The organism is Mycobacterium tuberculosis H37Rv, assembly GCF_000195955.2.
Lineage (GTDB): Bacteria > Actinomycetota > Actinomycetes > Mycobacteriales > Mycobacteriaceae > Mycobacterium > Mycobacterium tuberculosis.
Genome location: NC_000962.3, coordinates 584694 through 600411, shown reverse-complemented (window position 1 = coordinate 600411; position 15718 = coordinate 584694). Strand labels below are relative to the sequence as shown.

Sequence of the window (15718 nt, the reverse complement as noted above, 5' to 3'; positions counted from 1 at the left end):
TACCCCAGTAAAACTGGTGTCTACGGTAGACGTTTATCAGGTGGGCTACCAAATGTGCTGCGGGCTATATCCGCACGCAGCCGGTGCTCGTCGACCTCCCAGTAGCTGTGCTCGCGGCCGTCCAGCAGGACCACCGGCAACCGATCGCCAAACTCAGCTCGCAGCCCTGGATTGCCCGTCGACGCCGCGACATCGACGTCGATCGTCATCATGTCGAAGCCCAGTTCGCTGGACAGTTCGGCCAGCTGCTCCGCTACCCGCACGCAGATCGCGCACCCGGCGCGAGTCAAAAGCTCCACCTGGGGCCTACTCATGGGCGCCAGTCGCTGACGGGTGCTGGCCGGACGGCAGCAACAAGGCGCGAACCAATCGGCGCGGCGCGAACGGCCGAAGCATCTGACTGGCCGGGCGCGGGCGCACCCGTAGCGGCCACCAGAACCAGCGTCCCAGCAGCGCAGCAATGGACGGTGTCATGAACGAGCGCACGACGAGGGTGTCGAACAGCAAGCCCAGGCCGATGGTGGTACCGATCTGACCAATAATTCGCAAATCGCTGAACACAAACAACGACATGGTAACGGCGAACACCATGCCGGCAGCCGTCACCACTCCCCCGGTACCAGCCATGGCACGGATAATTCCGGTGTTCAATCCGGCCCCAATTTCCTCTTTCAACCGGGAAATCAGCAGCAGATTGTAGTCGGATCCCACCGCCAGGAGCAGGATCACCGACATCGCCAACACCATCCAGTACAACTCGATACCCAGAATGTCCTGCCAGACCAATACGGAAAGCCCGAAAGAGGCGCCCATGGAAAGCACGACGGTACCCACGATAACCACTGCGGCTACCACACTTCGGGTGATGATCATCATGATGATCAAAATCAAGCTTATCGCCGCCACTCCGGCGATCAGCAGATCGTATCTGGCGCCCTCTCGAATATCCTTGAACGTCGCCGCGGTGCCACCCAGATAGATCGCAGCGCCCTGCAATGGAGTTCCCTTTATGGCCTCTCTAGCCTCCCGCTTGATCGGCTCGACCCGAGAGATGCCCTCGGGCGTTGCGGGATCTCCCTCCAGAGCAATGACAAAGCGGGCTGCCTTGCCGTCCGGAGACAAAAACATCTTCAGCCCCCGCTTGAAATCCGGATTCTCAAAAGCCGACTGCGGCAGATAGAACGAATCATCGATCTGGGCGGCGTCAAAAACCCGGCCCATCGCGCCGGGGTCCTTGTTATTCCTCTCCTGTTGCTTATAGAACGCGCCAAGCGTGCCATGCCAGATAAGCATCATGTCCCGCATCGTCGTCATCGCAGATATCATCGGCGGCATCTGCGCGCGCATCTGCGGCAACAGTGTAATCAGAATATCCATATCCTTGACCAGGTACTCGAGCTTTTCGCTCAGCTGGTCCACACTGTCAAACATATCGAATATCGATCTTATCGACCAGCAGAGCGGAACGTCGAAACAATGTTTTTCCCAGTAGAAGTAGCTGCGAATAGGCCGGAAGAAATCCTCGAAATCCGCGAGATGATCTCTTAGCGTAGCCGTTATGTCCGACATATCATGCGTGAGATGATCCATGTCGACGGTGTTGTCAATGACCTCGCCCATGAGTGCATACATGCGATGCATCGTCTCGATGGAGGTATTCATCGCGGCCACCTGCACCAGTATGTCATCAATTCGGTCCTTCATGAATTCCATTTGCTCGCTACTATTCACGCCCTGCATGCTGATGATGAACGGTATCGAAGTGTGCTTGATGGTTGTTCCCAAGGGCCGGGTTATCGCTTTCACTTGTTCAATACCGGGACTGTGGTAGATATTTTTGGCTACCTTGTCCAACACCAGCATGTCCACCGGATTACGCATATCGTGGTCAGTCTCGATCAACAGCACCTCAGGGTTCAGCCGAGCCCGTGAAAAGCGTCGACCAGCCGCCGCATCCCCCACATTGGACGGCATGCTGGCGGGCATGAACTTGCGCAGATCATACGTTGTCCGGTAACTGGGCAAGGCCAGCAAGCCAATGGAGGCGACCAAGCATGTCGCCGCGAGCACCGGCCCCGGCCAACGCACAATTGCCGTTCCCACCCGGCGCCACCGCCGAGTGTTCATCCGCCGCTTGGGATCGAACAGCTTGAAGAAGCTGCCCACGGTCAGTACGGCCGGGCCGAGCGTGAGCGCCGCCAAGACCGCGACCAGCATGCCGATAGCAATGGGCGCGCCGAGCGTTTCAAAATACGGAAGCCGGGCAAAGCTGAGGCAATACATGGCGCCGGCAATGGTCAAACCCGAACCCAAGATCACGTGGGCGGTCCCGTGAAACATCGTGTAGAAGGCCGTTTCCCGATCCTCGCCGGCGTAGCGCGATTCGTGGTAACGGCCGAGCATGAATATCGCGTAGTCCGTGCTCGCCGCAATCGCCATGAGAACGAGCAGGTTGGTCGCAAATGTTGAAAGGCTGAAAATGTTGTGGTCGGCGAGCAAGGCGATGAATCCGCGGATTGCGCCGAGGTCGATGCCGACCATGATCAAGACGAGAACCGCGGTAATTACGGAGCGATAGATCACTAGCAACATTGCTGCGATCACCATGCTCGTGATCGCGGTGACCTTAGCGATACTTTTGTCTCCGGCCTCGGCCTGGTCGGCATTGAGTGCTGCCGGACCGGTGACATAGGCCTTCACCCCGTGCGGTGGCGGTGTGGTGTCCACCATGTGCCGCACCGCGTGGACCGAGTCATACGCTTCGGTTTCGTTGTTACCGACGAGGTACACCACGACGTAGGCGGCCCGATCATCCGCACTTTGGGATCCCGCCGCTGTCAGCGGATCCCCCCAGAAGTCCTGGATGTGCGCGACATGGCGGGTATCGGCGGAAAGCTTCCGCATCAGATCGCTATAGAACCGGTGCGCGTCCCCACCGAGTGGCTGGTCGCCTTCCAGCACGATCGTTACCGCGTTATCGGAATCAAACTCACCGAACACCTGACCAACGCGCTTGATCGCCTGAATCGATGCGGCGTCGCTGGGGCTCATCGATACCGAGTGTGCTTTTCCGACCACTTCCAGTTGCGGTACGGCGAGATTGACAAAGGCGGTGAAGCCCAGCCAGAGCAGGACGATCACCACCGCAAACCGGCGGATCAGCCGCGGCAGAATGGGCGGCAGTGACGTCAGTGCGGCGTGTCTTTCGCTCATCCGGATGACACCTGGCAGGAGGTTAGCGCTCGCGGCGAGGTCTCAGACCTTTCGTCCTTAACGGCGCCGTTGACGATGATCCGGCAGCTGATCACGTCGGCGTTACTCTGCGCCATGAGGTTGACGCTGACCGCGGGCAGCGTCGTCTCGACCGTGACGGACCACGGCAGGGACACGCTATCGAGTCGATGCACCCGGGCATCAGGGTCCAGGTAGGCGATCTTTGCGGTCTTGGCGGGGCCAAAGACTTCGTAGGTCACCCGCTTGGGGTTGAACAGCGGGACGTCGAAATCAGGCTTGACCATGACAGTGGGTTGCTCGTGAACACCGAAGATGCTGTGCAGCCGATAGATACCAAGCCCCCCGACAACGGCCACCACGACGATGGCCAGCAGCAACCACATGCGTTTCACGGCGCCGCTAACCGAAATCATCCTCACCCTCGTGTTCCGCCCATCGCGCGGACCTAGTGACCCTTAGGCCTCCCGATACCTCCTGAAATGTCCTAACGTGCGTAGTAATCGGATGTCTCGTTGCGTTAGCTAGCGTAGACGCTACCGTTGACAGGCTGAAGAATTCAGGATTTCACGTACCCAGCTTTGCGCGTACCGGTATGGGGCTGACATGTTGGCCCCGAACCGCTGCGGGTCGTGTTCACGACGAAAGTCGCTGCGGCCTCGCGAATTTCGATACCGCGCTGGGCTTGCAGATCAATCCGCGCCAGCCAAGAGCTCCGCCGCGCATTTGCCGGATAGGGTTGATAACGGCCGCAGCATCGGCCACCGGGCAGGCACCGCGATTAGGAGTAATGATGGTTTCCTCCCACCTGGGTAGCCCAGACCAGGCCGGTCACGTCGACCTGGCTTCGCCGGCCGACCCGCCGCCACCCGATGCCAGCGCCAGCCACTCGCCGGTGGACATGCCGGCCCCCGTCGCCGCCGCCGGCAGCGATCGGCAGCCGCCGATCGACCTGACCGCAGCCGCCTTCTTCGACGTGGACAACACCTTGGTTCAGGGCTCGTCGGCGGTGCACTTCGGCCGCGGGCTAGCCGCTCGCCACTACTTCACCTACCGCGACGTCCTCGGATTTCTTTACGCTCAGGCCAAGTTCCAGCTACTTGGCAAGGAGAACAGCAACGACGTCGCCGCTGGCCGGCGCAAGGCGCTCGCGTTCATCGAGGGCCGATCCGTCGCGGAGTTGGTGGCCTTGGGAGAGGAGATTTACGACGAGATCATCGCCGACAAGATCTGGGACGGCACCCGCGAACTCACCCAGATGCACCTGGACGCCGGCCAGCAGGTATGGCTGATCACCGCTACCCCATACGAACTCGCGGCCACCATCGCCCGCCGGCTCGGCCTAACCGGCGCCCTGGGCACCGTCGCCGAGTCGGTCGACGGGATATTCACCGGCAGACTGGTCGGCGAGATCCTGCACGGCACCGGCAAGGCACACGCGGTGCGGTCGCTGGCCATCCGGGAGGGACTCAATCTCAAACGCTGCACCGCCTACTCCGACAGCTACAACGACGTCCCGATGCTGTCGCTGGTGGGCACCGCGGTCGCCATCAACCCCGACGCCCGCCTGCGCAGCCTGGCCCGGGAACGGGGGTGGGAGATCCGTGATTTCCGAATCGCCCGCAAGGCCGCTCGGATCGGGGTTCCGTCGGCCCTGGCGCTGGGTGCGGCCGGCGGCGCGTTGGCGGCTCTAGCCTCTAGACGCCAATCACGCTGATAAGCTGCGCCGTTAGCCTGGCGACGATGCGGCCCGCGCAGCGGGGCGAGGAGGAGCCGGGCAATAGGGCCCAGCCTGGCGACGATGCGACCCGCGCAGCGGGGCGAGGAGGAGCCGGGCAATAGGGCTTAGCAACTATTCGAGCGGAGGGCGGCAGCGGCATGACAGTTCCCGAAGAAGCCCAGACACTGATCGGCAAGCATTATCGGGCGCCGGACCACTTTCTGGTGGGGCGCGAGAAGATCCGCGAGTTCGCGGTCGCGGTCAAAGACGACCACCCGACCCACTACAGCGAGCCGGATGCCGCAGCGGCCGGTTACCCCGCGCTGGTAGCCCCGCTGACCTTCCTGGCGATCGCCGGCCGGCGCGTGCAGCTGGAGATCTTCACCAAGTTCAATATCCCGATCAACATCGCCCGGGTCTTTCATCGCGACCAGAAGTTCCGCTTCCACCGGCCGATCCTGGCCAACGACAAGCTGTACTTCGACACCTATCTTGACTCCGTCATCGAATCCCACGGCACGGTGCTCGCCGAGATCCGAAGCGAAGTTACCGACGCCGAAGGAAAGCCTGTGGTCACCAGTGTCGTCACCATGTTGGGAGAAGCGGCCCACCACGAAGCCGATGCCGATGCAACGGTGGCGGCGATTGCATCGATCTAGTGGGGAAAGTAGGGTCCGTTCAATGACGTCACAGGGCGACACGACAAGCGGCACGCAGCTCAAGCCGCCGGTCGAAGCAGTTCGATCCCACTACGACAAATCGAACGAGTTCTTCAAGCTCTGGCTTGACCCATCGATGACGTACAGCTGCGCCTACTTCGAACGTCCCGATATGACGCTGGAAGAGGCGCAGTACGCGAAGCGCAAGCTGGCACTGGACAAGCTGAACCTTGAGCCCGGCATGACGCTGCTCGACATCGGCTGCGGCTGGGGTTCCACCATGCGACACGCGGTCGCCGAGTACGACGTCAACGTCATCGGCTTGACCCTGAGCGAAAACCAGTACGCCCACGACAAGGCGATGTTCGATGAGGTCGACAGCCCCCGCCGAAAAGAGGTGCGAATCCAGGGCTGGGAGGAGTTCGACGAGCCGGTCGACCGCATCGTGTCACTCGGTGCGTTTGAGCATTTCGCCGACGGTGCCGGGGACGCCGGGTTCGAGCGCTACGACACCTTCTTCAAGAAGTTCTACAATTTGACGCCCGACGACGGCCGGATGCTGCTGCACACCATCACTATCCCGGACAAAGAGGAAGCCCAGGAGCTGGGCTTGACGTCTCCGATGAGCCTGCTGCGCTTCATCAAGTTCATCCTGACCGAGATCTTCCCGGGCGGGCGGCTGCCCAGGATCTCGCAGGTGGACTATTACTCCTCCAACGCCGGATGGAAGGTCGAGCGCTACCACCGGATCGGGGCCAACTACGTGCCGACCCTGAACGCCTGGGCGGATGCGCTACAGGCGCACAAAGATGAGGCGATCGCCCTCAAGGGCCAGGAGACGTACGACATCTACATGCACTACCTACGTGGCTGCTCAGACCTGTTCCGCGACAAGTACACGGACGTCTGCCAGTTCACTCTGGTCAAATAAGGGTCAGCCGAAAAAGATGTTGCGACGGCCGGCAAGCAGTCGGTATAGCGTCTGCTGGATCGTCTCGCGCACCTGATCGGTCAACTCGAACGTCACCATCGGGTCGTCGGCGTCGGTGGAGGCGTAGTCGGCGGTGCAGATCGGCTCACCGAACGCGATGCGCCATTTCGAGGGCAACGGCACTAGCCCGACCGGTCCAGCCAACGGGAACAACGGCGTAATCGGGAAGTACGGCAGGCCGAACAGCCGAGCCAGCAGCTTGACATCGGTCAGCATGGGGTAGATCTCTTCGGAGCCGATGATCGAACACGGCACAATCGGCGCCTTGGTCCGTAGCGCGGCCGATACGAAGCCGCCGCGACCAAACCGCTGTAACCGGTAACGGTCCTCGAAACGCTTACCCAGCCCCTTGTATCCCTCGGGGAACACCGCGGTGAGTTCGCCGGAGGCAAGCAACCGGTGCGCATCCGTCGTACACGCCATGGTATGACCCGCCTTGCGGGCGGCTTCGCCGATCACGGGGAGGTCGAACACCATGTCGGCGGCAAGCAGCCGCAGATCCCGATGCGCCGGGTGCTCGTCGTGGACGGCCACCGACAACATCAACCCGTCAAACGGCAACACACCTGCGTGATTGGCCACCACCAGCGCCGCACCATCGCGCGGGATGTTCTCGACACCACTGACTTCGACCCGAAACCATGACTTGAAGAAGAATCGCAGCAAGGGTCGTACGATGGCGCTGTTGAAGTGCGGGTCGAACCCGAATTCGTCGACGCTGTAGTCACCGGTCAGGCGCTGTCGGAGAAATCCAGCAACCGCGGCGACGAGTTGCGCAAGGTCGTTGGGCGTGGCCTCGGTGGACGAGGTCGTGGCACCCGCAGCGCGCCGGTGTTCGTCGATTTCCCGGACAACGGCGGCGATCTGCTCGGCCGACGCCCGGTCATTTGGATCGGACAGCAACGACGGATGCTGCCGGGACTCTGCCCGTTGACCGGCACGCCTGCGCGCCGCTACCCGGCTCCGATTTGTGTGCAGTGGAATGACATTCGCTCTGGTTTCGCCCGCCACGTTACCCATCCAAACCTATCTGAGTCCGCTCCATGGAATTGGATTTCGGCTACCCCAGCGCTGCGCTAAACCTACGGCGCGACCCTCCCAGGAGCGTACCCGATGTGGGTCAATAATGGGAGTCAGGCCGCGGCCGCGAAAATAGTCATCGAACGCCTCGACGGTCGTCCACTTCGGCTGGTAACCCAGTTCGACGCGCATTCTGGTGGTGTCCATAACCCGGCCATAACTCAGGTAAGCGAATTGCTCACGATTCAGCTCGGTGTAGTGATTCGCTCGCCTCAGCGAATCCAGAGCCCATACCCCAAACCCTGGCACCGGCACCGGAATTCGCCCGGCCCGCCGGATCGCCTGCGACAGCATGAGGATGCCGTCGGCTCCGATGTTGAACGTTCCGGCCTTGCCGGCCATCGCCGCGCGCTCCAACGCACCCAGCGCATCCTGCTCGTGCAGCAACTGCAGTCGCGCATCACGGCCGAAGATCGTCGGGACCAGCGGCCCGGCCAGATATCGTGAAAGCGTGGTGTCCATCGCCGGGCCGATCATGTTGGCCAGCCGCAGGATAGTCACTGCAATATCGGGGCGGCGTCGGCCCAGCGCGCGCACGTAGCCCTCGATATCGAGACTGTCCTTAGGGAAACCTTGGCTGAAAGGACGTCGACTGCTGCTGTCCTCGGTGAACATCACCGGATCGTGTGGGCTCGATCCGTAAACCTCAGAGGTCGACTTCAGCACGACCCGGCGGACCGAGGGCGCCTTTTGGCAGGCGGCGAACAGTTGCATCGCGCCCATCACGTTAAGTTCCTTCAATGCCGCACTGCCGCCGGACCGCGGCGCATACGAGGCCGCCGCGGCGTGCACCACCGTGTCCACCTCGCCATTGCGAATCACCTTGGCGATGAATGGGTTTCGGATATCAGCGCGAACAAATTCGGCTCGGCCCATCCGGCGCAGCATGTCCTTGCTCGGCGCGATCGCGTCCACCGCGATGACCCGGTTGATCAGCGGGTTCTGGGCAAGCCGTGCGGTCAGGTAGCCGCCTAGGAAACGGCAAGCACCGGTCACCAGCACAACTTTGGGGTACTGCGGGTGCTCACTGCTGCCGCCGACTCCTCCGGCGCCACCGCGCCCGTTCGACGAACTCACTCCGACAGCCTAACGGCCAGGCGAAACGGCGGCGTTACAAGCGCGTGACGGTCGAGCTGGCGGGGTCTGCTCGCAACCTATTTGCCCAGTTTCCTGCGCTGCACCCGGGTGCGACGCAGCAGCTTGCGATGCTTTTTCTTGGACATGCGCTTGCGCCGCTTCTTGATTACTGAACCCATGACCCCGCCATCTATACGGCTATCTGACCCGGACACTCTACCCGGGCGGTCGCACGGAACACCAAACCGGCAGCGCCCGAGCATTGCCAGATCGGTCAGGCGGACTCCGGCCGCGTGCGGCCGGCAACTAGCCCGCGTCGAAGTACGAAGTCTCCAACATGTCGTGGACGGCCTTGGCATGCACCCGGAATGACCGCCCGACCCGAACCGCGGGCAGTTCGCCATTGTGCACCAGCCGGTACACCGTCATCTTGGACACCCGCATCAGGGCCGCCACTTCGGCCACGGTGAGAAGTTGTGTCTTGGCCTGCTGGCCCTCAACAAAACCGGTATCCCGCGCCGATGGCCCGTTCGTAGACGTCATCGCAACCCAATCGTGTCAGGCACGCGCAGTCCCAGCGGCTTCCCCTCCGCTGGCACCCACACGCGCTTACAAAGAGGAGAATAGCGGGACTAGTGGGGTTACTGGTACTGGTGAGGGATAATCAGTTCAAAATTCGTGAATCATTCCGGTGTAATTCTGAGCTGCTCAGAGCGGCTTTTGGCGGCTTGAACCGCCGCGTCGACAGCCATCCGAAACCCGCCGCGTTCGAGTTCCCGCAGCGCAGCGGCGGTCGTACCGCCCGGCGAGGTAACCGCGGCGCGCAGCCGTGATGCGGTAAGGTCCACGCGCAGCCCCATCAGCTCGCCATTGGCGCCACCCTGGTCTTGCTCCATCCGCTCCAGCAGCATCGCCGCTGAGCCAGCCATTGTCTGCGCGGCGAGATCGGTGGCCACCTGACGGCTCAAGCCCACCCCGACTCCGGCATCCACCAGGGCCTCGACCAGCAGAAAGAAATAGGCCGGACCCGAGCCGGACACCGCGGTCACCGCGTCCAACTGCGATTCCGGAACGGTCAGCACGCCGCCGACCGCGTCGAACAAGGCCGAGACCTCCTCAAGCTGTTGCGGGGTGACAAAGCGGCCTTTGGCCAGCGCTGTAACCCCCGCTCCCACCAATGCCGCCGCGTTCGGCATCGCACGCACCACTGGCGTCCCAGCCGGTAGCTTGGATTCGAAATACGCGATCGTGATGCCCGCTACCACGGTGACGAACACCTGCTCAGCACTGTCGTTTTCGGCCGCCGCAGTCGCGTTCGCCAGATCCGCGATCACCGGCTCGACGTCGGCTGGTTTGACCGCGACGACGACGAACGTCGCGTTCTCCACCGCGTCGGCCGCCGACGTCACCAACACCGAATAGGTCTGCGCCAGGTAGTTGGCGCGATCGGGCATCCGCTCGGCCACTACCAGGTCTTTGACCTGCCGGCCCGCCCGCAGCAGACCCGACAGCAATGCCTCACCGATGCTGCCGCCGCCGATAATCGCGATCCTTGCCATGCCGAAAAGCATCGCAGACAGCTCGGCCGATCCGTGCTACTGGGCAGGCACCATCGCCAGTTGGCGCGTCTGCACCACGATGCGGCCCAACCGGTCGACGACGATGTGGTCCTCGTCAAACCAGTCCTGCCCGATTTCGACGCAGGTGCAGAGCACTCGCAGCCAGCCGTCGGCGGGCAGGGCCCGAAGATAGGCGGTGAGCGCAACTGTAGGCGCCCAGCCGGTGCGGTCCACCGCGAAGGTCACCGGGGCCGACAAGTCCCCGCACAACAGAGCGAACAGCGCGTCCGGAGCAACGCCGCGTGGACGCGCCCACAGCTGAATCACCGGTGGCCGCCCATCGGTCGCGGACCGCAACGTCGACAACACCGGCCGGACATCGCAGCCTTCGCCTAAGTGCACCAGCCCGGCCAGCTGATGGCCGGGACCGATCGGCACGACTCCCTCGGGCGGTTCCGGTGCCATCAGCTCCACCACCGGATTCGCCGACAGCAGCGGCGCGGTTCCACTGGCCCCGCCGCTCCCATCAACGCCGGGGAGAAAATGCTCCGGCTCACCCAGGGTGACCACGGCGTGCACCGCTGTGCGGCCACCCTGGGTGAGCTCGACATCGGCCACGCTAATCCGGCGACCACGCTTGCGGATCGACGTCACCAACCGCATCGTCCCCGGATCCGGCGCCCACAGAAAGCTCGCCGACACTGCGACCGGTTGCCGCATGGGCTGCTGTCCGGCCGCGCCGTAAGCGGTGCGGGCGGCATTGGCACACAGCGCCACCATCGCACCGCCGTGCACCTTGGGCCCGATGGTCCAGTGCTCGTTCAGCTCGCCTTCAAAAACCCGGCACGCCGGATTGCCGGGATCGGAGTCAAGCGGGCGCAGCGCCATCGCCGTGGTGAACAACGCGTTCATAGTGTTCCCGGCATATCAACGCAGCAGGTGAGTGCGGGCGAACTGCAACGACTCGGCCAGCATGGATTCGCGTTCATTGGCCGAACGCGCGCTTGAGGTGGACACCTCCAACACGACGTGGCCGACGAAGCCGCTGCCGGCCAGCATCTGGCACACCTCGGCGGTCGGCTGGGTACCGCGGCCGGGCACCAGGTGCTCGTCGGCGGGCAGGCCGCTGCCGTCACACAGGTGCAGGTGCACCAGCCCTGGGCCCATCCGCCGCGCCATATCCAGCGAGTCGGTGCCCGCAGTCGCGGTGTGCGAGAGGTCCAGCGTGTAATGCGCGTGGTTGCCGTCCAGCGGGTCGTAGGACGGCGCGAACGCCGAGATCGCCGGACCTGGGCCACCACCCCGCTTACGCATCCGTTCCCGGGACTGGCCGGCCCCGAAAAACCGGTCCGCTCGGAAGGGAAACATGTTTTCAACGGCCACCATCACGGTGCTGGCCGCTTCTAGGGCGGCAACCTGATCGCTGAACCCTTCGGCGTAGCGTCGTTGCCAGCGGAAAGGCGGATGCACGACGACCGTTTGCGCGCCCAGTTGTTCGGCGGCCCGCACACTGCGGTCCAACTTGAGGATCGGATTGGCGCCCCACACCCGCTGCGAGATGAGTAGGCACGGAGCGTGCACCGACAACACCGGCACGCGGTAGCGGCGCGACAGCTTCCGGACGGCATCGATGTCCTGACTGACCGATTCACCCCAGACCATCAGCTCGACCCCGTCGTAGCCAAGCCTGTCGGCGTACTCGAACGCGGCCTCGGCCCGCAACGGGTACACCGAGGCCGTCGACAAGCCGACTTTGATTGCTGGGCGCACTGTGTGTGGTGGCGGCTAGCCCGATTGCAACAAGGCCAGCGGTCCCAGGGTAATCAGCGCCCCCACCGCAACCGCGATCAACGTACTGGCGATGTCTTCGGTCTTGCGGACTGCCCGCACCGAGACCACTAGGCCAAGGATGACCATCACCGATAGCACTAGCGCCACTATGCTGTTCCAGCGCCACAACTGGTCGAAGGCGATGAACAACCCGGCACCGAAGGCAACGGCCAGGATCGACTGCAGCACGACCAACGCGCCGCGCCACAGCGTCGGGACCACGTCCAGGGCACGACGGGCAACCCGCGCCTCGGCCGCACCATCACCCTCGACGTCGGTGCCGGCCGCCGCCGCTGCGGCGTGGCGCTCGCCGCGCCCAGGTTGCGCTTCGCGCACCTCGGTCTCGGCTTCCGCTTCGCCCACCTCGGTGTCCAGGACATCCACCCAGAGATCGGGGTAGTGCTCGACCGGATCCGGACTCATGTGTTCGGCACCGGACGGCGGCCCCGCGGGTGCTCTGTCGCTATGCGTGTGGCGCAGTGGCCGCGGGTACTCGCTAAGCTCGGGCCCGGACTCGCGCCGGTCCTGCGGGGGGGACTTGGGCCAGCGCGGCTCGGGTTGCGACCAGTACACGGTTCTCGTTGGCTCTTCGGCAACCTGCTCGGCGACTGGTTCCGCCGGCGACTGTGGGGCAGCTTCGCCAACCTGGACTCGCCCGTTAGCCGCCGGAGACTGGCTCGCGTGCGCGTCCGGGCCGGCGTGGTGATGGTCGTCACGAATGATCGGAATCTCACCGGTCAGCTCGGCGACCGTGATGGCGTCACTATCGCCGCGTCGCCGCCGGCGCCGTCGGGCCGGGGCGCCGGTGACCCCTTGCCTGGCCAGCAACTCGGCCACCGAGATCTGCCGGTTACCGGAGCTCTCTGTTTCGGGGTGTGGTCCCGTCATGGTTTGCTGCCTCTCGATCGGTTGGCCGCGTTCCGATCAGCTGGCTGACCTCCGACGGCACGCACCGAAGTGTGCACAGACGAAGACTCGATGAGGGCGGTTCCGTCGGCTTCGCTGTCGAGTTTGCGCAAGATGAGACCTTCCCGCAGCGCCCACGGGCAGATTTCCACCGCTTCTATCGACAGTGCTCGCATGCTCGCCTCTGCCACCAGGGCGCCGGCCACAATCTGCGGCGCTCGGTCGGCGCTTACCCCTTCCAGTTCTGCACGGTCAACCGCCGTCATCCTAGAGATAAACGCGATGAGTTGCCGCAGACCATTTGCCGTTAGGGTCCTCTTCACCCGCGGCCCGGCCATGGATGGGGCCGCACCGGTTAGTCGCGCCAACGAGCGAAACGTCTTCGACGTTGCGACCGCCAGGTCGGGGCTGCCGGCTTCCAGGACGGTCACACTGGGCTCGGCCAGCTCGGCATCCAGCCAGTCTCGCAGCATCGCCACCCGGCGCCGGCCCGGCGGATCGTCGGGCAGCCACTCTCGGGTCAACCGTCCGGCGCCCAGGGGCAGCGATAACGCAATCTCGGGCTCCTCGTCCACGCCACTGGACACTTCCAGCGAGCCGCCGCCGATGTCGAGGTTGAGGATGCGCCCAGCGCTCCACCCGTACCATCGTCGCACGGCCAGGAAGGTCAGCCGTGACTCGTCCTCCCCACGCAGCGCCTGCAACTCGACACCGGTCTCTTTGCGCACCCGGGACAGGACGTCCTCGGAATTCTCGGCGTCGCGGACCGCCGACGTGGCGAAGGCCATCAGCTCGGCACAGCCCGAGCTGATGGCAATCTTGGCGAATTCGTCGATGGTGGAAATCAGCTTGTCGGCTCCGCGCTTGGTGATCTTGCCCGAGCTGTCGGTGGCCTCGGCCAGCCGCAGCGTGGCCTTCGTCGAGCTCATCGGGGTCGGGTGGCCGCCGCGGTGGGCATCGACCACCAGCAGATGGACCGTGTTGCTACCCACGTCCAGCACGCCCAATCGCACGAAAACAAACTAGCCGGGCGAAGATACGGGCGTGTGGCGACCCGCGCAAGGCGCCCGGTGGCATGTGCCGGCCGTGCTGGGCTATGGCGGAATCCCGCGGCGGGCTTCGTGGTCTAACGTTGAATCCGTGGCAAATTCGCGACGGAGACCGGTGCACCCGGGGCAAGAAGTCGAGTTGGACTTCGCCCGTGAGTGGGTGGAGTTCTACGACCCGGACAATCCCGAGCACCTGATCGCGGCCGACCTTACCTGGTTGCTGTCGCGCTGGGCGTGTGTATTCGGCACACCCGCCTGCCAGGGCACCGTCGCGGGCCGGCCAAACGACGGCTGTTGTTCGCACGGTGCGTTCCTGTCCGACGACGACGACCGCACCCGGTTGGCCGACGCGGTGCACAAGCTGACCGACGACGACTGGCAGTTCCGGGCAAAGGGCCTGCGCCGCAAGGGCTACCTGGAACTCGACGAGCACGACGGCCAACCCCAGCACCGCACCCGCAAACACAAGGGCGCGTGTATCTTCTTGAACCGGCCCGGGTTCGCCGGTGGCGCCGGCTGCGCGCTGCACAGCAAAGCCCTCAAGCTGGGCGTGCCGCCGTTGACGATGAAACCCGATGTCTGCTGGCAGTTGCCGATCCGGCGCAGCCAGGAATGGGTGACCCGCCCCGACGGCACCGAAATCCTCAAGACCACCCTCACCGAATATGACCGCCGCGGTTGGGGCTCGGGTGGTGCTGACCTGCACTGGTATTGCACCGGCGATCCGGCCGCCCATGTCGGAACCAAGCAGGTGTGGCAGAGCCTTGCCGACGAACTCACCGAATTACTCGGGGAGAAGGCCTATGGGGAACTCGCAGCAATGTGCAAGCGCCGCAGTCAATTAGGGCTCATCGCCGTACATCCGGCGACGCGTGCGGCCCAGTAGCTAAGCGCGGTCGCGGTAGGACTTGACCATGCGCAGCGCACTGGCGTTCAGATACGCCTCGACGGTCGCGGCAGCGGCCGCCGGGTCACCGGCCAGCACCGCCCCGTTGATCGCCCGCAGGTCGGTCAACACTGGGTCCGCGTCGTCGTAGGCCCCGGTGAGCGCATGCTCGCGGCCGCCGAAGGCGTGCTCCACCCAGCGGTAGAGCAACCCCAATGCGCGGTTGCGAGTGCTGTGGATGAGCACCCGGAAGTAGGCAAGATCGGCTGCCTGCCGCGCCGCGGCCGTGTCCGCCTGTTGCACCACTTCCAGCGCCGCACACAACGCCTCGGCATCCTCGGGCGTGCTCCGGGCGGCCGCCAGGCGGCCAATCAACGGGCCTAACGCCGCGCGGATCTCCAGCAACTCGACGAGGAAGTCGGGGCCCAGTTTGCGCACCAGCGCCTCGACCACCGCGGGATGGGTGAGCCCCTCGGGGTCACGGACCACACTGCCGCTGCCGTGCCGCACCTCGATCAGGCCCATCTGTTGCAGTCGCGCCAGACCCTGGCGTAGCGAGGTGCGGTTGACACCGAGCCGCTCTGCCAGGTCTCGCTCGGGCGGCAGGGTCGAGCCCGGCGGGAAGACGCCGTCGAGGATGGCGTCGGCGATCGTCGTCGCGATCCGCTCATCCACCCGCTGCCGATCCGGCGGCTGAAAGACACTTGACTGGTTCATTGGCTCAACCAAT

16 protein-coding genes are annotated in these 15718 nt (G+C 64.0%); 4 read left to right on the top strand and 12 right to left on the bottom strand.

The features are described from left to right. Positions 1 to 20 precede the first annotated feature (20 nt). From Rv0508 to mmpS2, 3 genes are read right to left on the bottom strand one after another with little or no spacing between them, the layout of a single operon-like run. The gene (locus tag Rv0508) at positions 21 to 314 is read right to left on the bottom strand and encodes a hypothetical protein (protein ID NP_215022.1); all 294 of its coding nucleotides are present in this window, start codon (positions 312 to 314) and stop codon (positions 21 to 23) included. Continuing rightward, positions 307 to 3213, bottom strand: coding sequence for a transmembrane transport protein MmpL2 (mmpL2, locus tag Rv0507; RefSeq protein NP_215021.1), 2907 nt, complete (start codon positions 3211 to 3213; stop codon positions 307 to 309). The genes Rv0508 and mmpL2 overlap by 8 nt, the downstream gene beginning before the upstream one ends. After that, positions 3210 to 3653, bottom strand: coding sequence for a membrane protein MmpS2 (gene mmpS2 / locus Rv0506; protein NP_215020.1), 444 nt, complete (start codon positions 3651 to 3653; stop codon positions 3210 to 3212). The genes mmpL2 and mmpS2 overlap by 4 nt, the downstream gene beginning before the upstream one ends. Before the next feature lie 173 nt (positions 3654 to 3826). Here mmpS2 and serB1 point away from each other — a divergent pair, with 173 nt between their 5' ends. From serB1 to cmaA2, 3 genes are all read left to right on the top strand, one after another. Beyond that, positions 3827 to 4948: a phosphoserine phosphatase SerB gene (gene serB1, locus Rv0505c; protein YP_177732.1), complete on the top strand. Its 1122-nt coding sequence runs from the start codon at positions 3827 to 3829 to the stop codon at positions 4946 to 4948. 161 nt (positions 4949 to 5109) lie between these two features. After that, positions 5110 to 5610, top strand: coding sequence for a hypothetical protein (locus Rv0504c; protein NP_215018.1), 501 nt, complete (start codon positions 5110 to 5112; stop codon positions 5608 to 5610). Between the two features lie 22 nt (positions 5611 to 5632). Next, a complete protein-coding gene (cmaA2, locus tag Rv0503c; RefSeq protein NP_215017.1) occupies positions 5633 to 6541 on the top strand; it encodes a cyclopropane mycolic acid synthase in 909 nt (302 codons plus the stop codon). Between the two features lie 3 nt (positions 6542 to 6544). On the opposite strand, the gene Rv0502 is transcribed toward cmaA2, so the two are convergent. From Rv0502 to Rv0496, 8 genes are all read right to left on the bottom strand, one after another. Then, entirely contained in the window at positions 6545 to 7621 is a 1077-nt protein-coding gene (locus tag Rv0502) for a hypothetical protein (RefSeq protein NP_215016.1), read from the bottom strand. Between the two features lie 6 nt (positions 7622 to 7627). Continuing rightward, positions 7628 to 8758 carry a UDP-glucose 4-epimerase GalE gene (gene galE2, locus Rv0501; RefSeq protein NP_215050.2) on the bottom strand — a complete coding sequence of 377 codons (1131 nt, stop codon included), beginning with the start codon at positions 8756 to 8758 and terminating at the stop codon, positions 7628 to 7630. Positions 8759 to 9064: 306 nt separating this feature from the next. Beyond that, complete coding sequence (locus Rv0500A; protein ID YP_177624.1) at positions 9065 to 9301, bottom strand: DNA-binding protein; 237 nt, start codon at positions 9299 to 9301, stop codon at positions 9065 to 9067. Positions 9302 to 9441: 140 nt separating this feature from the next. Continuing rightward, entirely contained in the window at positions 9442 to 10329 is an 888-nt protein-coding gene (gene proC, locus Rv0500) for a pyrroline-5-carboxylate reductase (protein ID NP_215014.1), read from the bottom strand. Positions 10330 to 10353: 24 nt separating this feature from the next. Beyond that, positions 10354 to 11229, bottom strand: a complete 876-nt coding sequence (locus tag Rv0499; protein ID NP_215013.1) for a hypothetical protein — start codon at positions 11227 to 11229, stop codon at positions 10354 to 10356. Positions 11230 to 11244: 15 nt separating this feature from the next. Further along, entirely contained in the window at positions 11245 to 12087 is an 843-nt protein-coding gene (locus Rv0498; protein NP_215012.1) for a hypothetical protein, read from the bottom strand. 15 nt (positions 12088 to 12102) lie between these two features. Further along, positions 12103 to 13035, bottom strand: coding sequence for a transmembrane protein (locus tag Rv0497; RefSeq protein ID NP_215011.1), 933 nt, complete (start codon positions 13033 to 13035; stop codon positions 12103 to 12105). Next, the gene (locus tag Rv0496) at positions 13032 to 14018 is read right to left on the bottom strand and encodes a hypothetical protein (RefSeq protein ID NP_215010.3); all 987 of its coding nucleotides are present in this window, start codon (positions 14016 to 14018) and stop codon (positions 13032 to 13034) included. Before Rv0496 ends, Rv0497 begins: the two co-directional genes overlap by 4 nt. A 79-nt stretch (positions 14019 to 14097) precedes the next feature. Between Rv0496 and Rv0495c the strand changes: the two genes are divergently transcribed. After that, positions 14098 to 14988, top strand: a complete 891-nt coding sequence (locus Rv0495c; protein NP_215009.1) for a hypothetical protein — start codon at positions 14098 to 14100, stop codon at positions 14986 to 14988. Here Rv0495c and Rv0494 read toward each other — a convergent pair whose 3' ends face one another. Then, entirely contained in the window at positions 14989 to 15717 is a 729-nt protein-coding gene (locus Rv0494; protein NP_215008.2) for an HTH-type transcriptional regulator, read from the bottom strand. Position 15718: the final 1 nt, after the last annotated feature.